General features: G+C 51.0%; 21 protein-coding genes. 17 read left to right on the plus strand and 4 right to left on the minus strand.

Translation table 11 applies throughout. The annotated features are described in order from the left end of the window. Positions 1-12 precede the first annotated feature (12 nt). Positions 13-759 (minus strand): transcriptional repressor LexA, encoded by a 747-nt coding sequence (gene lexA / locus NG665_RS03295; RefSeq protein WP_252673863.1) that lies wholly within the window; start codon positions 757-759, stop codon positions 13-15. Between the two features lie 234 nt (positions 760-993). On the opposite strand from lexA, the gene NG665_RS03300 reads away from it, so the two are divergent. Then, positions 994-1,623 (plus strand): LysM peptidoglycan-binding domain-containing protein, encoded by a 630-nt coding sequence (locus tag NG665_RS03300; RefSeq protein ID WP_252673864.1) that lies wholly within the window; start codon positions 994-996, stop codon positions 1,621-1,623. A 56-nt stretch (positions 1,624-1,679) separates the two neighbouring features. After that, a complete protein-coding gene (nrdR, locus tag NG665_RS03305) occupies positions 1,680-2,138 on the plus strand; it encodes a transcriptional regulator NrdR (RefSeq protein ID WP_252673865.1) in 459 nt (152 codons plus the stop codon). A gap of 178 nt (positions 2,139-2,316) precedes the next feature. Here the strand turns inward: nrdR and NG665_RS03310 are convergent, their stop codons facing one another. Together NG665_RS03310 and NG665_RS03315 are read right to left on the minus strand one after the other, a co-directional pair. Then, entirely contained in the window at positions 2,317-4,542 is a 2,226-nt protein-coding gene (locus NG665_RS03310) for an AMP-binding protein (protein ID WP_252673866.1), read from the minus strand. A 98-nt stretch (positions 4,543-4,640) separates the two neighbouring features. Further along, the gene (locus NG665_RS03315) at positions 4,641-6,896 is read right to left on the minus strand and encodes a HelD family protein (protein WP_252673867.1); all 2,256 of its coding nucleotides are present in this window, start codon (positions 6,894-6,896) and stop codon (positions 4,641-4,643) included. Positions 6,897-7,063: 167 nt separating this feature from the next. Between NG665_RS03315 and NG665_RS03320 the strand changes: the two genes are divergently transcribed. Beyond that, positions 7,064-8,083, plus strand: a complete 1,020-nt coding sequence (locus NG665_RS03320) for a PAC2 family protein (RefSeq protein WP_252673868.1) — start codon at positions 7,064-7,066, stop codon at positions 8,081-8,083. Here NG665_RS03320 and NG665_RS03325 read toward each other — a convergent pair. Then, entirely contained in the window at positions 8,055-8,882 is an 828-nt protein-coding gene (locus tag NG665_RS03325; RefSeq protein WP_252673869.1) for a spermidine synthase, read from the minus strand. The genes NG665_RS03320 and NG665_RS03325 overlap by 29 nt on opposite strands. A 70-nt stretch (positions 8,883-8,952) precedes the next feature. On the opposite strand from NG665_RS03325, the gene dinB reads away from it, so the two are divergent. From dinB to NG665_RS03395, 14 genes are all read left to right on the plus strand, one after another. After that, on the plus strand, positions 8,953-10,185 hold the full coding sequence (gene dinB, locus NG665_RS03330; protein ID WP_252673870.1) for a DNA polymerase IV: 1,233 nt from the start codon (positions 8,953-8,955) through the stop codon (positions 10,183-10,185). A gap of 58 nt (positions 10,186-10,243) precedes the next feature. Then, positions 10,244-10,633, plus strand: a complete 390-nt coding sequence (locus NG665_RS03335) for a DUF3040 domain-containing protein (protein ID WP_252673871.1) — start codon at positions 10,244-10,246, stop codon at positions 10,631-10,633. A gap of 402 nt (positions 10,634-11,035) precedes the next feature. Next, positions 11,036-11,467 carry a division/cell wall cluster transcriptional repressor MraZ gene (gene mraZ, locus NG665_RS03340; protein ID WP_252673872.1) on the plus strand — a complete coding sequence of 144 codons (432 nt, stop codon included), beginning with the start codon at positions 11,036-11,038 and terminating at the stop codon, positions 11,465-11,467. Between the two features lie 111 nt (positions 11,468-11,578). Further along, on the plus strand, positions 11,579-12,589 hold the full coding sequence (gene rsmH, locus NG665_RS03345; protein WP_252673873.1) for a 16S rRNA (cytosine(1402)-N(4))-methyltransferase RsmH: 1,011 nt from the start codon (positions 11,579-11,581) through the stop codon (positions 12,587-12,589). Next, positions 12,586-12,984 carry a cell division protein FtsL gene (gene ftsL, locus NG665_RS03350; RefSeq protein ID WP_252673874.1) on the plus strand — a complete coding sequence of 133 codons (399 nt, stop codon included), beginning with the start codon at positions 12,586-12,588 and terminating at the stop codon, positions 12,982-12,984. Before rsmH ends, ftsL begins: the two co-directional genes overlap by 4 nt. 20 nt (positions 12,985-13,004) lie before the next feature. After that, positions 13,005-14,888, plus strand: coding sequence for a peptidoglycan D,D-transpeptidase FtsI family protein (locus NG665_RS03355; RefSeq protein ID WP_252673875.1), 1,884 nt, complete (start codon positions 13,005-13,007; stop codon positions 14,886-14,888). After that, the gene (locus NG665_RS03360; protein WP_252673876.1) at positions 14,888-16,384 is read left to right on the plus strand and encodes a UDP-N-acetylmuramoyl-L-alanyl-D-glutamate--2,6-diaminopimelate ligase; all 1,497 of its coding nucleotides are present in this window, start codon (positions 14,888-14,890) and stop codon (positions 16,382-16,384) included. The genes NG665_RS03355 and NG665_RS03360 overlap by 1 nt, the downstream gene beginning before the upstream one ends. Beyond that, positions 16,381-17,799, plus strand: a complete 1,419-nt coding sequence (locus tag NG665_RS03365) for a UDP-N-acetylmuramoyl-tripeptide--D-alanyl-D-alanine ligase (RefSeq protein WP_252673877.1) — start codon at positions 16,381-16,383, stop codon at positions 17,797-17,799. The genes NG665_RS03360 and NG665_RS03365 overlap by 4 nt, the downstream gene beginning before the upstream one ends. Then, positions 17,800-18,885, plus strand: a complete 1,086-nt coding sequence (gene mraY, locus NG665_RS03370) for a phospho-N-acetylmuramoyl-pentapeptide-transferase (RefSeq protein ID WP_252673878.1) — start codon at positions 17,800-17,802, stop codon at positions 18,883-18,885. After that, entirely contained in the window at positions 18,882-20,369 is a 1,488-nt protein-coding gene (murD, locus tag NG665_RS03375) for a UDP-N-acetylmuramoyl-L-alanine--D-glutamate ligase (RefSeq protein WP_252673879.1), read from the plus strand. Before mraY ends, murD begins: the two co-directional genes overlap by 4 nt. Beyond that, a complete protein-coding gene (locus NG665_RS03380) occupies positions 20,369-21,601 on the plus strand; it encodes an FtsW/RodA/SpoVE family cell cycle protein (protein ID WP_252673880.1) in 1,233 nt (410 codons plus the stop codon). Before murD ends, NG665_RS03380 begins: the two co-directional genes overlap by 1 nt. Then, on the plus strand, positions 21,601-22,710 hold the full coding sequence (locus NG665_RS03385) for a UDP-N-acetylglucosamine--N-acetylmuramyl-(pentapeptide) pyrophosphoryl-undecaprenol N-acetylglucosamine transferase (protein WP_252673881.1): 1,110 nt from the start codon (positions 21,601-21,603) through the stop codon (positions 22,708-22,710). Before NG665_RS03380 ends, NG665_RS03385 begins: the two co-directional genes overlap by 1 nt. Beyond that, a complete protein-coding gene (gene murC / locus NG665_RS03390) occupies positions 22,707-24,059 on the plus strand; it encodes a UDP-N-acetylmuramate--L-alanine ligase (RefSeq protein ID WP_252673882.1) in 1,353 nt (450 codons plus the stop codon). Before NG665_RS03385 ends, murC begins: the two co-directional genes overlap by 4 nt. Further along, positions 24,056-25,000, plus strand: a complete 945-nt coding sequence (locus NG665_RS03395) for a cell division protein FtsQ/DivIB (protein WP_252673883.1) — start codon at positions 24,056-24,058, stop codon at positions 24,998-25,000. Before murC ends, NG665_RS03395 begins: the two co-directional genes overlap by 4 nt. Positions 25,001-25,030: the final 30 nt, after the last annotated feature.

Here is a 25,030-nt window from a genome sequence, read left to right on the forward strand (position 1 = left end):
TGTTGCGGGTTGCTAGAGTGAACGCAATACAGTGACGATACGTCCAATGATTTGCGCGTTATCGGCTGGAATAGGCGAGTAGTCAGGGTTGCGCGGTAAGAGCCATTGATGGCCATCGGTGCGGGAGAGGACTTTGACTGTTGCTTCACCATCTATCATTGCTGCTACTATTTCGCCTTGTTCAGCGTTGGGTTGGCGTCGGACAACGACCCAGTCTCCGTCGCAGATAGCTGCCTCAATCATCGAATCTCCGCTGACTTGGAGCATAAACAATTCCCCAGATCCAGTTAGTTGCCGGGGGAGAGCGAAAGTATCTTCGACGTATTGCTCGGCAAGTATTGGTGTGCCTGCAGCGATTCGCCCCACAAGTGGAACGGTGACGGTAGCAGATCTTACCGGATCGAGTGTAGTTTCATGCGGGAAAATAGTGGTTGGTGGGGTAGTGTTCGATGTTTCGATAGTGGTATGCGCGCTAGATAACTGGTGATCTGAGGTTGAATCGGAGAAAGTTCCGGTAGTGGTGTCCAAACGCATGCCGAGCTCTGTTATTTCGAGCGTTCGTGAACGGCGCGGATCGTATGTCACTATTCCAGCTTCCAAAAGGACATCGAGTTGGTGTTTGACTGAAGATGTTGATTTTAATCCTACTCGTTGGCCTATTTCGCGAACGGTTGGGGAATATCCATGTTCTGTAATCAGTTCACGTAATGCTTGCACAATAGCTAACTGACGGGAGCTAAGTGAGGAAGGAAGTGGCATGACGTGCTCAATTCTGTGAACTGGAAGGGGTTGCGTGGAAGATTGCTAAGTAGGTGTTGAGGGTGTACATGAAAATATGTGGGAGGCGGTTGTTTTACTGATACTAAGTCTAATGCAGTAGGGCAAAAGAATCAAACACTTGTTCGGGCATTTTCGAACATTCGTTCTAGACAAGCGCGTTTTATTTCGCTATACTTAGAACAGATGTTCGAATATGGATAGAGAGAGGCTAGTATGTCGGCAATAGAAATCCAGGATGGTTATGCTCTAGGTGCGCCAGTCCAGCATCCAGCGCAGCCACGATTGAAGGTTGTTCATACACCTGAGCGTCAGGCGCCACGCAGGGAAACGACTCCTCGCCAGATCGTGCGTCCCGAGCGTTCTCGCCAGATCGTGCGTCCCGATCGTCCCCGCACAACGGGGGCACCGGCATTATTTGCCGTTCCAACTGCGCCCTCACCAAGTTCGACTGAAGCAGTTTCAGGTGTGTGGCGTGTGCAATCAGCTCCATATTCTTATCGGCATGCAGCTAGCGTCACCTCAGATTTTCGTCATATTCTAAGCGAAGGTGTGCAGTACATAAACCACGTGCGTGTAGCGCTGCGGTTAAAGTCGGTCGTGGGCTTTACGGCTCTTATGGCGGTCTCGATTCTTGCGGGTTTACTGATTGTTGCTATTTTTGGGCTTTTCCCAGCAGGCGGCACTATCCACATCGTCCAGCCAGGCGATACGTTAGTCTCGATTGCCTCAGCTATTAACGCTCCAGTCGATACTACTGAGGTGATCGCAGATATCTATTCGTTGAACGCCATCGAAGAAGGACGTATTTTCCCAGGGCAAGAATTAGTCATCCCGCACTACTGAGTTGGCGTTGATCATTGCACTGTAAAATTGCCAGCAATCAGGATAATGTTGTAGGTATGCATTGTCCTTTCTGCCGATACGCCGATTCGCGCGTTATAGATACCCGCACCGCTGATGATGGAATGACCATCCGCCGCCGGCGCGAATGTCCGAATTGTAAGCGTCGCTTTTCAACCTCAGAATCCGCTACGTTGATGGTCTTGAAGCGTTCTGGAACATCTGAGCCATTTTCACGAGAAAAAATTGTTGCCGGTGTCGGCAAAGCCTGCCAGGGACGCCCGGTAACAGACGATCAACTAGCAGTGCTTGCCCAACAAGTCGAAGAGAGCATCCGAGCTCAAGGCCATGCACAGATCAATGCACACGATATTGGTCTCGAAATTCTCCAACCCTTGCGTCGATTGGATCGCATCGCATACTTACGTTTCGCATCTGTCTACTCTAACTTCGATTCACTAGAGGACTTTGAAAACGCGATCAGTGAACTGCGTGCAGAGACAGCTGATCAAGAATAGATTTCAGATTCACTACCGGATCTGGGATCACTCGATCAACGCCGATGCTGGCCAGCAGCCTGATTCCTGACTCTCTAACTTTAGCTAAACTAGCTGATAACAATGTATGGGTGGTGACCTCGAGGCGAGGTCACCACCCATCTAGCAACTATCGGCAACGTAAAGCGGTTCTGGTAGGTTACTTCCCGTCAACGTGCTGCTCAGCAGAAGGTCCGTCAACGTGCTGCTCAGCAGAAGACTCATCAACATTTTGCCTAGCAGACGTCCCGTCAAGGATTCGCGCAGCAGAAGACTCGTCAAGTTTGCGGCCAGAAATCTCCACCACGGCTTCATGCTCCACAGGTTCTTCGGTCCCAGCGGCCGTAGTGCTCGGCACAGACTCACTTGATGAGTTTTTCCGGTTTGCCTTCGCCGGGAAAATACCATCTTTTTGCTGCGAGAGCCACGCTTTAAAATTCTCTATAGACAAGCCAGACTGCTTAGCAAAATCCTCGAATGATTTTTCGATCTCTGCCCGATCCGTTGCTTGTGCAATCCGCTCAGCCATACGCGTACGGAACGCCTCGAACTTCTCACTATTTTGCTCAGTCCATACCTTCCAGTCATCGCGAGAAGCTTCTGCTCGGTCTCGGAAATTACTCCAATACTCATCGAACATTGACGAAGCCGACGTCGAAACTTCTGAAATCTTCTCACGCCACTGCCCAGAATTAAGTTCGAACGAGGCTAACTTTTCCCGCACCGAACGTCGCATCACTTTCCCGATCTGGGAGCGAGGCAATTCATCAAGAATCGCAATAGATTTAGGCATCGCATAGTGCGAGAGCTTATCTTCAGTCCACTTACGAACCGCTTCTAGATCAACCTTTGACCCCGGCTCTAAAACCAGTGCTGCAACCACAGATTCGGAAAATGAATCAGTAGGCATACCAACCACTGCGACGTCAACCACTCCCGGCATCTGGCGTACTGCATCTTCAACCTGCGAGGGGTAGACGTTAAACCCACCGTTAATAATCATCTCTTTTCGGCGATCAGCCATAACGATAAAGCCATCATCCCACATCCCCAGATCGCCGGTACGCAACCAGCCGCCTTCCATAAGTGCATGCTGAGTTTCTTCCTCATTACCCAGATAGCCCTGGAAAATCTGTGGACCGCGTGCGCAAATCTCACCCACTTCTTTGTCCGCAGTGATTTCACGATCTGGATTATCTGGATCGATAATCTTAACCTCAGTAGCCGGGAACGGAACACCAAGCGTCGATGGTCTGCGCGTAGGAGCTATAGGCGAACCAGCAATAACAGGTGAGGCTTCACTCATGCCGTATCCTTCAATGAGATAACCGCCAGTAGCATTTTCCCAACGAGTAGCCAATTGTGGATCTAGCGCCATCGCCCCGGAAACCGAGTAGCGAATAGTAGTCAGATCCGCCTTCTTTCCAGCATCGAGCGCATCGAGAATCTTCTTATACATTGGCGGCACACCACCGAAGAACGTAATGGGATGACGTGAATGACCTGCCAGCAAGATATCAACGTCGAAGGACGGGGTCATAACGATCGTCGTCGCCGAACTAACACACAAGCTCAACGAAAGTTGTAAACCAAATGCGTGGAAGAACGGCAAAATCGCTGCTACGGTCTCGTTGCCTCGCTCAAACCCCTTGAGCCACATTTCATTTTGTTTCGCATTGGCAATGATGTTGCGATGCGAAAGTTTCACTGCCTTCGACACCCCAGTAGTGCCACCGGTTTGAAGCAAAACCGCAATTGATTGAGGCGAAACATCTGAGGCAGTAGCAATATCTGAAGGGGAGGCATAGCGCACTTGATTGTCCCAAGAATGAACACCAGGTGGGACATTTCCGCGCAATTTAGCGCGTTGTTCGCGAGCAGCTTTGATCGGAAGCTTAAGCAGTAACTGCGACTTCGTAGGTAGGGCTTTGACTAAATTGACAGCCAGATAGGTCCGGCCATGAAAATCACCATCACGCAAAAGTTTTTCAATCGTTTGTTCCCATCCAATAACGACGGTGGAACCAACGAGGTCTAATTCGCGATTCAGTTGTGCAACTGGGGCGAGTGGGTTGTGTTCTGCAACAGTTGCCCCCAGTGCGATAGTGGCATAAAACGCGGCGAAATGTTGCGGACAATTAGGTTGAATAAGCGAAACGACATCGCCTTGGCGCACGCCACACATTTTCAGTACGGTGATTGCGCGCGCTACCTCATCACCAATCTCTTCATAGGTCCATTCACGCCCAAGGAAATCAATTGCTACCCGTTGTGGAAAATCCGCAATGGCATCAATAAGCATCTGTTCGATCGTGAAATCAGGAATATCGATCTGCGTACTTACGCCTTCTGGATAATGTTCTGTGCCTCGTTGCGGGGGTGTCATATCCGTTCTCCTTAAGAGTGATCAGTAGGAAGCGAATCAAGCTCACCTGTAAACTTACCAGACCGTAGGTAAGGTGTGAAGTTCAAATTTAAAGGTGTTTAATGTAACACTTCCGGTAGTGGCGTATCGGAGACTACTGCCATTTTCCGCGTTGCTCGCGTCATCGCAACGTACAGATCTCCCGGTCCTTCGTCGAAGATCTGGAGTGGATTAAGTAACACCACACTGTCAAATTCCAAGCCCTTTGACTGGCGTGCAGTCATAACATGAATACGCTCGCTGACCTCAGCACCGGTAGAATCGATAGACCACTGGGCAAGTTTAGGCTCACCAAATACCGCGTCCTGGGCAGGTTGTAGGAGTTGAGCTGGAACAATGACGGCCAAAGTTCCGTGCGCAGAACCATACTGTTTATCGAGCTCAGTTGATTCCACCACAATGCGCTCGATGAGAGTTGAGTAGAGCAGTTGCGGTGAAGTTTCGTCATAGGTGAACGTATCGGCAAGATCGCGCACAGCGCGAATCGGGCGCACCGGGTGACCAAGATAGTCCATGACGGCGGTAGCTCTATCTAATAACGACGACGGAGTACGATAAGACATCGTTAGTTCATCAATCCGCGTGAAGTCACCCAAGGCACCTAGTGCTTGTTTCCAGCCTCCTGCCGGTGATCCATCAGGGCGCTGGTCAACATCACCAACGATGGTCATGGAACGAGCAGGATTGCGCCGAGAAATCATCCGCCATTGCATATCAGATAATTCTTGGGCTTCATCGACAATAATATGCCCGTAGGTCCATGTGCGATCCGATGCGGCGCGTTCGGCGAGCGAACCTGCTGAATAATCCGTATAGAGGCGGTCAGCTACAGCGTCTGCCTGGACGATTCCGCCACCTAACCCCATGGCGTCCATCGTCTCTGAAACGTAGGAGTCGTGGCGTTTGCGCTGTTCATTTAAGGCACGTTCTTGAGCGAGTTCAGCATCAGTACTGAACTGACCGAGATGTTCGGCTAATTCATCAAGGATAGGAATATCAGCCCGGGTGAATCCAGCATGACGATCCCGGCGTAGTAGTTGGCGCTCTTCCTCGCTCAGTTCGGGGGCAATGCGAGCAAGGAGTTGGGGGTAATGATAAATTCTTGCCAACAGTGTGGTTGGAGAAGATGGCAACCAATGCAAATTAATTTCGCGGCGAGCATCAATCGATTCAGCAATATCTGCGTATAAGAACTCATTGTTAGCCACATCGACCTCGAGTGCACTGGCAAGTTGCTGAGCTAACTGTTCAACTAAGTATTTTGCATATACCTCCCGAGCTTGATTGTGAGGTTTATTAGTGCGTCGAGCTCGACGTTGGGCGGCCTCAACCATTTTTGGCGTCAGGCTAAGTTTTTTGCCATTGATAGTTATCGTCGCAGTTGTGCGACGAGGTTTTTCCACGATCCGAGCTATGGCGCGTTCGGCAAACGTCACCCAGCGCTTATCGCCCTTCAACTCAGCCAACCGAGCATCTTCGCAAGCAGTTACACTTACCCCTGGAAGTAGGTCCTCAACCGTCGTCGAAACAACATCTGATTCTCCCAATGCCGGCAAGACCTGGTCGATATAGCGCAAGAAAATTGGAGAAGGGCCAATAATAAGGACTCCAGAACGAGCCAAGCGTTGCCGATGAGTGTAGAGCAAATACGCCGCACGATGGAGTGCCACTGCAGTCTTTCCGGTACCAGGACCGCCTTGAACTACAAGAATTCCGTTGATATCGGAACGGATGATGCGGTCTTGTTCAGTTTGGATAGTGGCAACAATATCTCCCATCCGACCATCGCGTGCTTTGCTCATCGCCGCAAATAGTGCACCTTCGCCAGTGAGATTGAGATCATCGGATTGACCTACCGAATCAGTCAAAAGTTCATCTTCGACGCCAATGACGTTGCGCAGTCGTGTTTGGATGTGGCGCCGGCGCACGATATTGCCCGGATGAGCAGCAGTGGCTTGATAAAATGGCTCGGATTGAGGAGCACGCCAATCGGTGAGGATGATGTCATTATTATCATCGCGTAAGGTGGTACGGCCGATATGGTGAATAGTTCCGTCCTGGCTATCTAAGCGTCCCAACACTAGGCGATTTTCCACATTGCGCAACCGGGCAAGATTATCTTCATAATGGGAGGCAAAGGAATCGCGTTCCGATACTTGGCCTGGAGTGCCGCGCCCTCCCTGGGCGCGCACTTTCTTCAATTGGGCATCGTAGTAATCATATTGTTTATCAAGAGCTTGATATGCATAGGAGACAAACTTTTGTTCTTCCGCAATTGCTTTAGCTTGCGCAGTTCGCTCTATGGTTTCATCCATCACTTTTGCCCTTCATTTGAGAAACTGGGTTCCATAATTATTCCTTATTTCGCCCTTGGATGCATGGCGAAGAACAAATCGTGAAACGTAGTTCTCACAATTTAGTACAGACATTGTCGTCTAAGATGTTTTAAGGTAGAAAGATAAGATGTTTTCGAGGGGGACAGATGCCGAATTATGCAATATATCCTGAGCAATTGGGCGATTTAAAGGTTTCGACTCTTGTTATTGGTCTCATCGATCATCTCGTTGATCCTGGTGCGATTGGGCAAGCGGTTAATGCATGCATTGACCTTTTAGATGCAGTTGAAGTATCAGCCTTTGATTCTGATCCGCTCTATGACTATCGGGCACAGCGTCCGATTGTGACCTATGTTGATGGCAAGCTTGCTTCTAGTGCTGAACCGAGTATGTCCCTAGATCTGGTGACCGACCTCAACGGTGAGTCTTTCTTGTTCTTGCACGGCACGGAACCAGATTTCCACTGGCCACGCCTAACTGCAGACGTTATCGAGATTATCAAGCGCTTTGGCGTGGAGAAGATATTTTCTATCCACGGTATGCCAGCTCCAATCCCGCACACCCGAGCAGCTGATATGTTGATCCGCACCACCGAACATGTTACTAATTCAGCGGTTGTCTATGGTCAAGCAAGTCATCCGGCATCATTAGCAGACTATATTGAATACCAGCTCGGTCAAGCAGGTTACCCGGCAACCAACATTCGAGTTCGTGTTCCACTTTATATGTCACGTTCAGATATGCCATTTTTCTCCGGGGCACTCGCGGTTGTCCGTCAGCTTGCCGCACTGGGAGGTCCAACTATTCCGTTCGGTGATCTAGAGCAGCACGAAGATCACCAACGCGCTGAGCTTGCATCAATTGCGCAGCAAGACTCGCAATTCGCAGCAATGGTCAGCCAGTTCGAGACGGACTATGATTCTACAGAGCAAGGCTTTGTGACTATCCACGACGAAGATGGCCCATTACCGACGTCGGACGAAATCGGAGCTGCGGTGGAGAAGTTTTTGGCTATGCAAAATTCCAATCCACTTGAGGGTGTTCAGAGTACACAAGAGCCGGTTGCTAAACCCAAACCCAAAGACGGCGATGTCCATGACATACGCACACATTTGAAGAATTCGCTGGCGCAACTATTTAATCGGAAGCAAGATCCGCAGAACTAGCCCATCCTATGTGCGCATCCGTCAGTGGTGCGGTGTTGGCGGCGTGCCGGAGAAGGTAATCTTGTCCAACGATACTTGCCGGCATGGGTAGGTGGCGTAAGGCGCGATCGATTTCGTCTTTGTTTATCTCAGTGGGGGAGGCGAGCAGGATGACGTTTCCGTAGCGGCGTTTTTTGAAAATTGCTGGATCAGCAATTGCTGCTAGATGGGAGAAGGAAGCGCTTGCGGCCGCCACTTCGCGGTACACTGCCTTCATGCCTTGACGGTTAGTTATATTGACGCAATAAACCCCGGTTTGCCCTATTAATCGAGCGCAGTGCGCGTAGGCTTCGACAGTTGTAAGGTGTGGTGGAACGACGCCGTTGACAAACGCATCGCGAACAATAACGTGCCAGGTTCCAGAATTTGTTTCTAAGGTTGTGCGAGCGTCTTGGGTTCGGATACGCAAGGCGGGAGCGGAAGGTAAATCGAAATGGGAGCGAGCAATTGAAGCTAGTTCGGGGTCGATTTCAATAGCTAATTGGCGTGAGCGTGGGCGTTGAGCGTCAAAACACCGCGCCAGCGCACAACCTGCTGCTCCTAGGTGCAGTGCACGTATGGGCTGAGGTGAGGCAAAGAAATGATTGGTGACGACGTCGATGTGTTGCATATATTCAAATTCGAGGCGCGTAGGATCAGCTAAGTCGATAGCAGAAGATTCGGCGTCGTCGATATATAGTGTTCGCAGATGATCGCGGGTTTCGATCCGTATTGTTGCCATTCCAGTGTGGAAGATGTCTATGTGTGTTCCTCGAGCCATTTCTTTAGCATATCTGGGCGTGCCACGCTACGCTAAAGATGACAGCGAAGTAGCAGATGAAGGAGGGATAGTGTCACGAGCTCCGCGTTCGCATACTGCCCGCCGATTTTGGGGTGATGATGATTCGGGCACTCCCATCCTTCACATAGATATGGATGCATTCTTTGTTTCAGTTGAATTGTTGTATCGGCCAGATTTGATTGGCAAGCCAGTGGCAGTTGGCGGTCAAGATCGTGGAGTTATTTCTGCTGCTTCCTATGAAGCGCGCACGCATGGGGTTAATTCCGCTATGCCAGTTGCCCAGGCTCGACGTCGTTGCCCGCACTTAATTATCCTTCCAGCTCACCACGATAGATATGCCGCCGTCTCTGAGCGCATTATGAACTATTTGCGTTCTATTACTCCGCTTGTTGAGCAATTGTCTGTAGACGAAGCGTTTTTAGATGTCAAAGGCGCGCAGAAATTGTTTGGATCTCCTGTTCAGATTGCACATCAGATTCGCGCCCATATTCGATCTGCGGAAGGGCTTGCGGCCTCAGTGGGGATTGCTAGTACGAAGCATGTAGCTAAGGTTGCTTCAGCCCATGCTAAACCTGACGGTCTACTGCTTGTTCCTAAGGAACGTACACAAGATTTTTTGCTTACCTTACCTGTTGGTGCGTTGTGGGGAGTGGGGGATAAAACGCGAGGTCTTCTCCACGATAGAGGCATTATTGACGTCAGCGATATTCTCACTGTTGGACGCCAGCGCCTTGTCGCGATTTTGGGGTCATCTCAAGGCAATCATCTTTATGATCTGGCATCGGGCAAAGATGAGCGAAAAGTCCAACCAGTGCGCGAAGAGAAGTCGGTTTCTAAGGAGCATACGTTCTTCGAACCGATGCACAAACATGAAGATGCGTTGCGCATGATTCTTACTCAGGCGCACGACGTCGGACGCCGATTGCGTGCCCATGACCTCTATGGGCGTACGGTGACGATTAAAGTACGTTATTCGAATTTTCATACTATTACTCGATCGGTGACGTTAGGGGCTGGGACGAATACGGGGGCAGATATTTTTGACGCAGCCCGATCATTGTTCGATCAGCTTCCTTCTTCTGATTTAGGTATTCGTCTTTTGGGAGTCAAGGTTGACCAGTTATCGCCAGCCGGGCAAGGAATTCAGCTTGCGCTGGGTGATGATGGGCGGCGCTCGCGAGCTGAGGAAACGATGGATAGTATTCGGGAAAAATTTGGTCATGCGATCTTACAGCAAGGATCGTTAATGGAAACTGATTCACGTCAGCCTCCTACTATTTGATACTGCTCGTAGTTCGGGTATTGTGAAGATATAGCAGTTAGCAAGAAGGGAACCGTTTATGGCTCTGTCAGACTATGAGCGTCAGATGCTTGAGCAGCTCGAGGCACAACTAAAGGGTGATGATCCGACGTTGGCTGAGTCGCTTGGAACTGAAGATCTTGAGCACACTAGGCTTGCGCTGTCCATCCGGCATTTAGTGCTTGGACTGATTGTTGCTGTCATTGGTCTAGGCGTTGTTGTGGTGAGTGTGGCCAGTGAATTAATTATTGTTGGCATCGTGGGTGGTGTTACTGTTTGGCTAGGGCTGATGTATATCGTTCGTGGAATGTCACGCGTCGGCGTTGAAGCTGGTGGGCACGCTCAGCGGCCAACGTCCCATTCGGGGGAGAGCTTCATGGAGCGTCAAAAACGAGCCTTTGATCGACGCCGTGAAGAAGGGGGTCGGTAGTAACCGATTTCGTCACTCCTTACCTGTTGTTGTCAGTGACATCGCTGCCGATGAAGGCTCAGGCGATGAGGTATTCGCATAGATAGAGCAACTGGTTTTATAGCTAGCGAAGATGGCTAGCCATAGTGGGAGCTGGAACATATTGTTCCAGCTCCCACTTTTTTTATTTCTCTCAAAGCCCCCTCCATTTTCCACCATTCCTTTCTCTGCAGGCGGTTTTTCGATGGAAATTGACGTCTCGAAGACCCGATAAATAGACAAAATAGAAATCTATAACAATTGTCACTCCACAGATTTTTTCGTTGAATTTCCAATGCAAAATTATATGAATTTCGTGTTTTGCGCGCATTAGTGGTGGGTTATGGGGTAAAGTGGAGCCAACGAGAGAAAAGGGGGTGGAAAATGTTTCTTGGCACTTACGAGCCACGGCTCGATGACAAGGGGCGTTTGATACTCCCGGCAAAATTTCGTGATCAACTAGCAAACGGTTTGGTCGTCACTCGAGGTCAAGAGCACTGCCTGTATGTTTTCCCATTCGCAGAATTTGAAAATATACTCCAGCGGTTGCGTCAAGCTCCAATGACGTCAAAAGAAGCTCGCACATATACCCGCGTCTTCCTTTCCGGAGCTAACGATCAAGTCCCTGATAAGCAAGGTCGAATCACCCTGCCGGCCGCTCTACGTAGCTATGCAGGCTTAGATCGCGATCTAGCAGTTATCGGATCTGGGGACCACGTTGAAATTTGGGACGCCCAAGCCTGGGAGTCCTTCCTATCAACAAGCGAAGACGAATTTGCCGACCGTGAAGAAGAGTTAATACCCGGAATCTTCTGATGTGTACTTGTGGCCCTTCTCCAATTCTCCTGAGATATTTCCCCGATTTCAGGCAATTGGCGGGGGACCACGAGCCCACCTCGATGATGCGATACATGAAAGGAATGTGTAATGGCATTAGATGCACACAATAACGCGTTGCACATTCCAGTGTTGCTAGAACCGATTATTAATCTCCTCGCACCAGCCCTCAACGATGGAGGCGTGCTCATTGACTGTACGCTGGGCATGGGCGGGCACTCGGAAGCGTTTTTACGTTCCTTTCCACAGCTACGTGTTATCGGCATCGATCGTGATGAGCAGGCAATCGACCTCGCAAGCCGCCGCCTGAGCCAATTCGGCGATCGCTTTAGCGCTGTTCACACCACCTATGACAACGTCGACCAAGTCGCCAAAACCTTTGGCCACGATGGGCGAGTCGATGCCATATTGATGGATCTAGGCGTGTCCTCTCTCCAGCTCGACGAAGCTGAGCGTGGTTTTTCATACTCCCACGATGCACCCCTAGATATGCGGATGGACACAAGCTCCCCAGTGACTGCCGCACACCTGCTCGCAACACTCTCACATAGTGAATTAACCCGGATCTTGCGGGTCTACGGTGAAGAAAAATTCGCCGCCCAGATTGCGCGCGAAATTATCAAGCGCCGTCAATCCTCACCGATAGAACGCACCAGCGAACTTGCCGATCTCATCCGAGAAACCATTCCAGCCCCGGCACGCCGGAAAGGCGGAAACCCTTCAAAACGCACCTTCCAAGCCTTGCGCATCGCGGTTAACAATGAACTCGATGTCCTAGAAGCCGCAGTGCCACGAGCCATCGAATCACTGCGAGTGGGGGGACGCTTAGCAATCGAATCGTATCAGTCACTCGAAGATCGAATTGTTAAAGAAGCGCTCAACGTCGGTTTGAAGTCAACCTCGCCACCTGGGCTACCGATGGAACTAGAAGATCATGGCCCGTATTTAAACTCATTGACTCGTGGCGCACATAAAGCAGACCGGCACGAGCAAGAAAATAATCCACGTTCTGCTTCAGTTCGCCTACGAGCAGTTGAACGCCTCCGGCCAACTCCACCCCATATCCACCAGTCTTACCGTCGCCAAGGAAGTGTGTCATGAGTGCAACATCTCACGCTAGCAAGCCTCTTTATCTACAGTCATCACGTCCTGTCATTGCGGCGCCGGGGCTACAAGTTGTGCCTACACCAGCGACAACTCGAGGATTTATTGGCACAGTTGTGCTGTGTGCAACTCTCTTTCTAGGCGCATTGGCGGCGGCGTTCTACCTCAATACGCTTATGGTGGCTGGCGCCTATGAACTCAAAGACATCGTGGTAGAACACAACGAAGTCGCTGCTCGGGTAGCCACACTAGAAAGTGAAGTTATTACCAACACCTCACCACATCATCTCCGAAACGCCGCCCAAGACCTCGGAATGGTGCCGGCAACCGATATGCTATATATCGATGTTGAGGCAGGCGCAGTTTCTGCGCCACAACCGAGAAACGATTAGTGCAGTAAGGAGAGCTCACGGTGGATGACCGCTTAGAAACTGATTCGGTCTCCCTTACCCAGCGCCTCCTGAAGAACTATCGTGCTGGTATGGGACAAGGCCAAGGCAGTGGCGTAGCTGGCCGAAAATTTACCAATAAGCGACTATCTGTCACCTTGGTTATTGTTATCGTTGTTGCGTTGGTGTTGGTATTGCGACTATTCCAGCTGCAGGTACTTAGTGCCCCGCAGTTAGCGAGAACTGCTCGAGAACTGCGCACCCAGTCTATTACCCTCGAAGCTAAACGAGGCGATATCGTTGACGGTAAAGGCAACATTCTGGCAACGTCGGTTGAACGGTACAACGTTCGGGTCAATCAAGTAGAAATCGCCGCATATAACGAATATAACGACGACGACGAACTGATTGGAACCGGCGCTGCAGCAGCAGCGAAAAAGATAGCGCCGATCCTCCAGATGGATGAAGCCGAGCTCGGCGGAATCTTCCTTGGTGGGGCTGAAAAAAATCAGTGGACGCTCGTCAAACGCGACATCTCACCCGATACGTGGCGCGAAATTTCTGCGCTAGGAATTCATGGAGTCTATCCAGAACGATACATGCAACGGTTCTATCCTAACGGCAATGTTGCCGGAAATATTTTGGGGTACACCGGAGTCACTGCCGAAGATGACACCCTCGCTGGTCGAGCCGGAATTGAGGCAAGCTACAATACGCTGCTGAGCGGGAAAAACGGCGAACTCTCCGTCGAAGTAGGTCCTTACGGAACAGTTTTCCCGCAAGCACCCAAGAAAGAAGTTCCGGCAGTTGACGGTGGCAAAGTACAGCTAACCATCAACCGTGACTTACAGCTAGCCACCCAAGAAGCCCTGGATGCGGCCACTGAGCGTACGAATGCCGAATGGGGCGCCGCCGTCGTCGTCGAAATTGGAACCGGACGTATCCTTGCGTTGGGAGACTCCTCAAGCCCAGACCCGTCAAATCTTAACGACGTCAAACCAGGGGACTGGAACTCGCGTGCAGTACAAGCTGTTGTTGAGCCTGGATCAACTGGAAAGATCATCACGCTTTCTAGTGCGTTGGAAGCCGGAGCGGTTTCACCGACCTCAACATTTGTTGTTCCAGACCAGATAACGATGCCCAACGGGCAAGCATTTTCTGATAACGATAATCACGCCACTGAAACGATGACCACGGCGGGGATCATCGGAAAATCCTACAATACCGGTCTGATTCAGATCGGCGATCTAGTTCCAGATAGCTACCGATACGAGATGCTTGAACAATTTGGAATTGGGCACAAAACCGGTGTTGAGCTACCGGGAGAAGTCGATGGTTTCCTTAAACACCATTCCGAATGGGATGATCGCACACGATACACCACCATGATCGGACAGTCCTGGGCGGCTTCAACTATTCAGCTTGGTCAAATGATTTCCATTATTGGCAACGACGGCGTACGCGTTCCACTCCATATCGTCGATGGCGTCTACGACGGCGAAGGCGTGTTCGAGCCAACGGTGATCGATGCTTCAGAACAAGTGGTCTCTGCTGAAACAGCGCGCGCCGCGAATAGTATTTTGCAAGGTGTTACCAGATCAGATTCCACCGGAGAGCTAGCTCGAATCCCTGGGTACAACGTTGCTGGAAAAACAGGTACGGCAGAAGTACCTGACGAGAACGGAAACCTGACTAAGCGCGTTGGTACCTTCGTGGGACTTGTGCCAGCTGAGAAACCGCAAGTTGCGATCGCGGTTGTTATGTACAATCCATCTGGTCCGGGCTATGGCTCGGTCACCGCGGCACCAGTTTTCTCCGAAATAGGGAAATTCGCCATGCGTTCATTGGGAGTTGCACCCTCGGTTGAGCCGCTGGTGAAATACCCATGGAATTTAAGTGAGATGTGATGATTCGTCCCCGCAATGTAACACCAGTTAGGTTAGGAAACCTCATACCTAACTGTCCACCAGAATATGCCGATATCCTAATTAGCGGCGCCAGTGCAGATAACCGCAATATCCGGCGCGGCGATCTCTTCTTTGCACTTGCTGGTTCGCACGTCCACGGCGCGAAATATGCTCAGGCTGCGGTTGAGGCGGGAGCTCATGCCATCATCACAGATCCGCAAGGAGCTAGCTATATCTCGGGAAGTCTGGGGAGGGATGTTGGACTGATCGTCGATCCAGATATCGGTGTCAAAGTTGGAAAGATCGCAAGTGAAATCTATGGTCGACCCGCGCAAAAACTGACAACGTATGCGGTTACGGGAACGAATGGGAAAACAACGACCGCCTTTATGATCGACCATATCTTACGAGCTCTTGGTGAAACGACTGGTCTGATTGGCACGGTTGCAGTCCAGCTAGCCGGAGTTGAGGTTCCGGCCACTTTGACCACACCACAACCAGCGGATCTGCAAGCCATGCTTGCCGCGCTCGTTGAACGAGGCGGTAGGAGCTTGGTGATGGAAGTTTCCTCGCACGCAATAGCCCAGGGTCGAATCGATCCAATGCATTTTAGTGTCGCAGGTTTTACTAACCTCACTCAAGATCACTTGGATTATCATCACACGCTCGAAGAATACTTTGAAGCTAAAGCCCAGCTTTTTACCGAAAAATATGCAACAACTGGGGTAGTGATAACCGATAGTTCCTGGGGGCAGGAAATACTCAACCGCCAGCACGGCCGCCTCGTGGCTTTACGTACGAACACGCAAGAACCTGGCGCTTGGAATATCGTCGATCGCGATAATCAGCAATTTACGTTGGTCGATCCGGATGGAGATCAGCTAACCACGTCGTCGTCGTTACCTGGCGATTTCAATATCGCAAACGCAGCCCTAGCAATTGCGATGGTGGCAAAAGCAGGACACCGCCTTCAAGACATTGCGCACGCATTGCGCCAAACCCATGGAGTGAGCGCGGTTGTGCCTGGGCGAATGGAAGTTGTTGGTGACCAGCCGCGTGTAATTGTTGACTTTGCGCACAACGAAGATGCGTTAGCTAAAGCGCTGGCTGCGTTGCGTGCATCCACGAGTGGAAAACTTATCGTTATTACCGGATCTGCAGGAGATCGTGATGTGACAAAACGACCAGCAATGGCTCGTAGCGCTGCCACGCTCGCCGATGAGCTGATCATTACCGATGATGATCCGCACTTCGAAGATCCCGCACAGATTCGTCAAGACCTGATAGCAGGTATCCCTGCTGGTAGGATATGGCGTGAGATTCCCGATCGTCGCCAAGCGATCCAAACCACAATTGTTGCGGCTAGTTCGGCAGATACTATACTCATTGCCGGACGCGGGCACGAACGTTTCCAAGATGTTCATGGCACACTGATCGAATTAGATGATCGCCAGGTAGCTCGCGAAGCACTAGCAATGCGAAAGGCCATGCAATGATTACCATGACATTCGAAGAAGTGGCGCGCTCGGTTAATGCGACGTCGAGTAGTACACCATCGATTGCAACACGTGCAGTTCGTGGTATTTCCACGGATAATCGACGCATCACTCCCGGCGATGTTTTTGTTGCCATTGCAGGCGAACGTGCAGATGGCAACACCTATGCTCAGGCCGCTATCGAGGCAGGTGCTGTTGGGGTCATTAGTGCAGACAAAGATCGGGCGATCGCCAGTGGAGTTGATCCTGAACTTATAATTTCCGTCCAAGATCCGATTGAAGCACTTGGTCTATTAGCCCATGCGCAAGCACAGCTCTTGCGCGTTGAGGGCGCAAAAGATTTTCACGTTGTGGCTGTTACCGGTTCGGTGGGCAAAACCACCACGAAAGATCTCCTTGCGCTCTTACTTCGTAATCGTGGCCCGATAGTTGCCCCACCTGGATCGTTTAATAATGAGCTGGGGTTACCGCTAACTGTTCTCCAGGCCGAGCAGACCACGGCTACGCTCGTTGTCGAAATGGGAGCAGACCATATTGGCAATATTGATTATCTTACCGGGATTATCCAACCAGATATTTCGGTAGTTTTAGCCGTGGGGCGCGCCCATATTGGTGAGTTTGGTGGCATCGATAATATTGCGTTAGCTAAGTCTGAGCTGGTGCGTGGCACGCGCCCGGGGGGAATCGTCGTGTTAAATTACGACGACGAACGCGTGCGCAACATGGCGAAAGATGCCCGCGGCGACGTCGTCTACTTTAGTGCTAGTGGCCAGCATACTGAGGGCGTGTGGGCTTCTGATATTTCGACGTCGGACACCGGCCATGCCTCGTTCACACTGCACTATGGGGACCAACAAGCACGAGTGGACCTTGGGTTAGTTGGTCGACATCATGTCACAAATGCGCTTGCGGCGGCCAGTGTAGCGCTCTTGATGGGGAGCACGGTTAGCCAGTGTGCCCAAGATTTAACCCATGCCCGCGCTGGCAGTCCGCATCGGATGGATGTGTGGAATCGGTCTGGGATTACCATCATTGATGATTCCTACAATGCAAATCCAGATTCTATGCGCGCAGGTTTACAGGCGTTATCTCATATTGGCCACGGCAGGCGAACAATTGCTGTGCTTGGGCAAATGCTTGAGCTGGGGGAGTCTTCGCAGAGCGAGCATCGCGACATTGGCACAATTGTGGCAGAGTTAGGTATCGATATCCTGATTGGGTTTGGCCCTGGAATCGAACCTATCATCGAAGCAGCTCATACCCGCGGGGTTAGAGTTGAATCGGTAGCGGAGGTGAGCCAAGCTATGCATTTACTTGATACGCTTATCGATGAAGGCGACGTAGTATTGTTAAAAGGTTCAAATGGTTCTGGGGTGTGGCGCCTCGCAGACGCTCTAAAGGAGATAGGTCGCTAAATGCTCGCGATTCTTATAGCACTTGGAACAGCGCTCATTATTGCGCTGCTAGGTACCCCGTTCTTTATCCGGGTTCTTCAGCGACGTTCATACGGGCAGTTTATTCGCGAAGATGGGCCCACTACTCATCTGGTTAAACGCGGCACTCCGACTATGGGTGGTGTTGTTATCATCACCGCAACGATTGCCGGGTGGGCTATTGCAAATATCGTCATGCAACGTGTACCTACCGTAACAGGCTATCTTTTGCTGGGCTTGATGGCAGGTATGGGTTTTGTAGGATTTCTCGATGACTTTATCAAAGTGAGCAAGGAACGCTCACTGGGATTGACTCCGCGCGCAAAAATGTTGGGCTTGGGTACTGTTGGCATAACGTTTGCTATTCTATCGCTTCAGTTCCCTAACCAGGAGCACCGTACTCCGGGTTCGACGGCGATTTCGTTTGTTCGAGATACGCCGTTAAATCTTGCCACGTGGGGCCCGATTATCGGTTTGATCCTCTTTGTTCTTTGGGCAAATTTCCTTATCAGCGCATGGTCGAATGGCGTAAATCTCACTGACGGTCTCGATGGTCTTGCTGCCGGGGCTTCGATGCTGGCGTTTGGTGCCTATACAATTGTTGGAATTTGGCAATATTACCAGCCATGTGAATCGATTGTGGCAACTAATACCGGGTGTTATGACGTGCGCGATCCACGCGAGATAGCGATCATCTGTGCGGCTATTGTGGGAGCCTGTTTCGGTTTCTTGTGGCACAATACTTCACCGGCCGCCATCTTCATGGGAGATACTGGATCGTTGGCTTTAGGTGGCACCTTTGCCGGTGTGTCAATCCTTACGCGTACTGAAGTTTTAGCAGTCCTCTTGGGTGGCCTTTTTGTTGTCATCGTTATCTCTGACGTTATCCAGATCGGAATGTTTAAAATGACGGGCAAGCGTGTATTTAGGATGGCTCCGCTGCATCATCATTTCGAGCTTAAAGGCTGGAAAGAAGTCACGATCGTGGTACGGTTTTGGCTCATCCAAGGCCTCTTTATCTCAGCTGGCATGTTCTTATTCTATGCAGAATGGTTGGCCCAACAGTGAAACGTCATATACCGGGCGCTCAATTTTTCGACGACAAAAAGGTTGCCGTATTAGGCCTTGGTGTTTCAGGGCGTGCCGCAATTCAGGCACTGGCCACCCATACCTCGGCCGAGCTGGGGGCGTGGGATCAATCCCCGTCAGCATTAGCTACTATCACTAGCAGCCAGGTAGCGCATTCATACGCTTGCCATGATGGTGGCGAATTGGTTGCGGATGTGATTGCCTGGCAACCAGACCTCGTCGTCATTGCTCCGGGATTTCGTCAAACTGGAGTAGAATGGCAGGCGTTGCGTCAAGCTCAGCTGCCAGTTTGGTCCGAAATTGAGTTGGCGTGGCAGTTACGCTCGTGTAGTTCCGATGGCCAGTATGCTCCGTGGCTGTGCGTTACTGGTACAAATGGCAAAACCACCACGGTCGCTATGCTCGAATCGATTCTGCAAAGTGCGGGTAGGCGCGCCTGTGCAGTGGGAAATGTTGGGAAACCAGCAGTAACTGCAGTATCGGATGTGAGTGAAGATGCACCAGAGGTAGTAGCTGTTGAACTTTCATCGTTTCAGTTAGCAGCAACATTTTCAATGGAGCCAACCGCAGCCATAGTGCTTAATCTAGCCGATGATCACTTAGAATGGCATGCAAGCCGATCTGAATATGCGGCGGCTAAAGCATCGATTTATGAACGAACCCATATCGCGTGCTTGTATCCGGTAGGAGATAGCGTAGTTCAGGACATGGTCGATAATGCCGAGGTTATCGAAGGCGCGCGCGCGATTGGCTTATCGTTAGGAATTCCATCACGTGGTGAATTGGGATTCGTCGAAGATGCGGCAGTGGATCGAGCCTTTATTCCAAACGCTCACCGCAGTGCCGCAGAACTTTTTACGCTGGCTGATATTGCCCATTTGACTCCGGCCGGATATGACTTGCCGGCGCATATCGTCAAAGATGCGTTGGCTGCAGCTGCTTTAGCGCGCTCAATTGGAGTAGAGCCCGAAGCAGTTAGCCAAGGATTACGCCAATTCCATTCGGCTAGTCATCGAATTGAACTTGTTGGAAATGTTGAGGGAGTTTCCTATATCGACGATTCGAAGGCTACAAATGCTCATGCTGCTCAGGCATCGCTACGTGCCCAAGATAAACACAGCACGGTGTGGATAGTGGGCGGTTTAGCCAAAGGGGCTACGTTCACTGATTTAGTGGCGCGGGTTGAAGATCGACTGGCGGGCGTAGTTGTTATTGGCGTTGATCAAAGTCCGTGGCGTGCCGCCTTACAAAATCTTCAGGTTCCAGTAACCTTTATAGACAACAGCGCGCCCGAACCTATGGATGAAGCAGTCCACGAAGCCCATCGCATGGCCAAGGCTGGGCAAACTGTTCTGCTAGCCCCAGCGAGTGCTTCCCAGGATCAGTTTGCTAGCTACAGTGAGCGTGGCGAAAAGTTCGAGCAGGCTGTTCGTGATCTTCAAAATGCAGGCAGGGAGGGATAATGCAGGTACGCCACCCAGCAGCAGATCTCCACCAACCAGATCTAGCGCGCCGCAACGTTATCTTACATTCCTTGCTACTGATGGTGGCCTCGTCGTTGATGTTGATCGCCATCGGTGTTTTCATGGTTTTTTCCGCCACTGCGCCCTCATCCATCTCTGCCGTGGCGCACGATCCAACAACGCAACTATTTTCTGTTGCGCTCCGGCAATTAATCTTCGCTGTGATTGGTATCATCGGGGCAATCGTTCTTGCACTGATTCCATTTCAGTTCTTCAAACGAATATCTCCAGTGTTGTTGCTCTTGGGACTCTTCCTCCAATCACTTGTTTTACTCCAAGATGGTGAGGGAGTTGCGGGCAACAACAACTGGTTACGCATCGGCAATGCGGCCTTGCAGCCCTCTGAGTTTCTAAAACTCGCAATGATCATCTGGCTTGCGATGATGCTCTCACGGCTGTCCCTAGCCGAGATCCAAACGTATAAAACTATCGTTATTCCAGCACTCGGTTTTGGAATCTCGATTGGCGTTGTTGTTTTGGGCGGCGACGTCGGTACCGGCCTGATCTTCGTCCTGATCGGTGCTGGCCTGTTTTGGCTCTCTGGTATGCGCGCCCGTCAATTGGTTCCCCTCGCGTTCATCTTCGGCTTTGCGGGAACGATTCTGGTGGTTATTCGACCTTCGCGGCTTTATCGAGTCGGTGACTATCTTGCCAATCTTTTCACTCTGCCTGGCACGATTACTCCAACCCAATCTGACTACGCCCTCTTTGCGTTCGGCTCTGGTGGTGTTACCGGTGCCGGAATCGGTGCCGGAAAAGAAAAGTGGCGTGACTTAGCTGAGGCTCATACTGATTTTATTTTTGCAGTCATTGGAGAAGAACTAGGCCTGATTGGTGTTGTTACGGTAATTTTACTGTTTTTAGCTCTTGGATGGTCCCTGCTTCGGATTGCCATGAATCACCGGGATCGATACGCACAACTGCTCGCGGTAGGAGCGGCATTGTGGCTGTGCGGCCAGGCATTTGCCAATATGTGGGTAGTTACCGGGCTATTGCCAGTATTTGGTGTTCCATTGCCGTTTGTGTCAATGGGGGGTTCATCTATGATGGCAACGGTGTGGATGCTTGGGGTAGTTGCGGCAACGACGATGGATGTGCCGGGCGTCAAAGAATCCTTAACTGTGCGACGCGGACTTGTTCGCCAGGCTCGAGCGCTTATACGGAGGAAATAATGGTGTTGAGTGTTGTGTTATGTGGCGGTGGCACTGCTGGTCATGTCAATCCATTGATCGCTTCAGCCCAAGCGATTCGCAGTCTAGTTCCCGAGGCGCGAATAACGGCTGTGGGCACGGCCTCCGGTTTAGAAAACGAACTCGTGCCAGCTGCAGGATTCGATCTAGCATTAGTCGAACGTGCCCCATTCCCGCGGCGGCTTAATCGTCAAGCACTGAAGTTTCCAGCTCGATTCATGCGGGCGGTAAAACAGAGCCGGAAGATACTGCGCGACGCGCAAGCCTCGTGCGTTATTGGATTTGGTGGTTATGCATCAACGCCAATATATTGGGCAGCTCGCCGGGAAGGAATCCCGATTATTGTCCATGAGGCCAACGCGGTTCCGGGGATGGCAAATAAGTTGGGTGCTCGCTATGCCCGCGTGGTGGCGTTGACGTTTCCCTCTACACCGTTACAAGCAAAGAATGGAATTACGGTTACCGTCGGTTTACCGCTACGTCCCGCAATAGCACAGTTAGCCAATTCTGACCCAGCTGAGCGCCAACACCGGCGTGAGAGTGCTGCACGGCGTTTCGGTTTAGATCCCCTACGTTCCATTGTAGTTGTTTCTGGTGGTTCTCTCGGTGCCGTTAAACTCAATGAAACAATGCAAGAAGCCGGTCCGAATCTTCGCGCCCAGATACTCCATATCACGGGAAAAGATAAGGATGGAGACGTTCGTCGCGCAGTTGGTGAAAATCGTGACTACGTCGTCGTCGATTATGTGACGGACATGGAAGAAGTCTATGCGTTAGCCGATGTGTTAATCGCCCGTTCCGGGGCCGGTATGGTTTCCGAGGCTGCTACGTTAGGTATCCCAACCGTCTTCGTGCCCCTGCCGATTGGAAATGGAGAGCAAGCCCGAAATGCGCACGACGTCGTCGAAGCTGGTGGCGGGATTTTAGTAGATAACAGTGATTTCACGCCACAGTGGGTGGCAGAAAATCTACCTGCCTTACTTGATCCGGAGCGTCAGGCTCTTATGAGCGCACAAGGGCGCCGGGTTGCACCCTCAGATGCAGCCACGAAGCTGGCACAATACGCGATCGAAAGTGCAGGAGAGTCATGAAATTTCATCTGATTGGCATCGGGGGAGCGGGCATGAGTGTAGTTGCTCGCCTACTACAGGCTGAAGGACATGAGGTTTGTGGTTCCGATCGTGAAGATTCTGCTGTTGTAGCACAACTGCGCGCGCTTGGTATTGAGGTCCATATCGGCCATGAGAGCGCAAATGTTGGGGCAGATGCCACAGTTGTGTATTCAACAGCGATCAAGTCTGATAATCCGGAGATCGAGATTGCACGTAAGCGCGGGCAGGCTATCTGGCATCGTTCCCAAGCACTTGCTTTTGCGTCTGGTGAACGTGATTTTATTGCGGTGGCTGGAGCTCACGGAAAAACCTCTACCTCAGCAATGATTGCTGTTGGGCTCGAGCATTTAGGTGCAGATCCCTCGCGCGCTATCGGCGGTCATCTTGCCGATGGTAAACCGGGAGGATATTTAGGTTCTGGCGATATTTTGGTTGCGGAAGCTGATGAGTCCGATGGTTCCTTCCTCAATTATCAGCCGCGAATAGCAGTAGTGACCAATGTTGAGCCCGATCATCTAGATCACTATGGGTCACCGGAAAAATTTGAACAGGCGTTTGTCGATTTTGCACAGCGTATCGTTCCAGGGGGTCTCCTGGTTTGTTGTGCCGATGATCCAGGTGGACGGCGGTTAGCACAAAGTGCTCGCCGTGCCGGAATCAGAGTGGCAACCTATGGAACCCAGCCGTATATCGACGATCATTGTCAAGTTAGTATTTCCAGTGCGCCAGAGGGGCTTTCATCGGTGATCGTCTCGCGTGGGCGCACGGAGACTGAAATCGATCTTTTGGTTCCGGGCCACCACATGGCACTCAATGCGGTTGGCGCCTGGATAGCATGTTGTGAGCTGGGTTTCGATCCTACTGCAGTTGGACAGGCTTTAGCATCTTTCCGAGGTACCGGGCGCCGATTCGAACTTCGGGGAACTGCAGGTGGGGTGCGCGTTATTGATGATTATGCCCATCATCCAACTGAGGTTCAAGCCACGCTTCGCACGGCACGCTCGATGACAAACGGGCGGATCTTGGTGTTGTTTCAGCCTCATCTTTATTCACGCACCAAAAATTTCGCATCGAGTTTTGCCAGTGCATTGGATTTAGCAGACGAGGTTATTGTCACCTCGGTTTATGCAGCACGTGAAGTTGAGAGCGATGGGGTTGACGGTGATGCGATCGTAGCGCATTTACCTAAAGCGCATTTTGAGCCAGATATGTTCCGGGCAGCGCATCAAATAGCTCAGCTTGCACAGCCAGGTGACGTTATTTTAACGATGGGGGCTGGCAACATCACCAGTGTGGGCACAGATATTATCGCTGAGTTGGCATCATGAGGACTCCTGGGAAACCGCGCAAACCAACCCCACTTAGTCACGGGCGGATCGATGAACGCAGTGGGGGTGGGGAAAGTGTTGCGCCACAGTTACCTGATTACACGCAGGATTATGTTCCAACTGCTGCTGTTGATCCGATAGATGTTGCAGATTATGCGCAAGATGATCTAGCCCAGATCGACCATGACTATTCATTTTCTGAAGAACCCATTGAGCTTAGCGAGCGTTACCTAGAACGGCGTGCAGAACGGCGCAGGATCCGGTTCAAGCGATTTTTTTACGTCGGAACTGCCTTCGCAGGGACGTTGCTGTGTGGTTGGTTGTTGTTCTTCTCTCCTGTTATGGCCTATACGTTCGACGACGGAGATATTCGCGGTTTGCCGCAAGCATCAATTGTTGATCGCTCGCGATTAGCTGACGTATTGCGCGGGCATGACGGAGAGCAGATCCTGCTTTTTGACGACGAACGTCTCCAGGCTCAAGTCAAGGAAGCTATTCCGGAAGTTGCCCAGATTTCATCGTCGTATCACTTCCCTAACAGCTTGGTTTTTGAAGTTGTTGAGCAAGTTCCGGTTGCGTGTATTGTTTTAGCAGATCAGTGCCAGGCTATTGCTCAGGATGGAACGAGGATAACTGTTCCTAGTGAGCGGTTAGGTGAGTTGATAAAGATTGGTGAGCTTCCTAAAGCCCTCGATCAGGAAACTGCTATGAGTGATATGACGAGTGTTTTAGATTCGCTCTCTAACGATGTTCGGGCGTTGGTTGACCAGATTTCTATCGATGAAAATATGCTTATTTCGCTTTCCCTTTCTGATAGTCGGCATGTGTTGTGGGGCCAAGCAAAAGACAACGATCAAAAGGCTGGTATTTTAGGCGTTTTAGTTAAACAGCCAGTGCACATGATTGATATTTCGGCACCCAACGCGCCAGTGACGAGTTAGCAATTTTGCAACACGCCCGTTAAACTCTTG

The organism is Arcanobacterium pinnipediorum (assembly GCF_023973165.1).
Taxonomy (GTDB): domain Bacteria; phylum Actinomycetota; class Actinomycetes; order Actinomycetales; family Actinomycetaceae; genus Arcanobacterium; species Arcanobacterium pinnipediorum.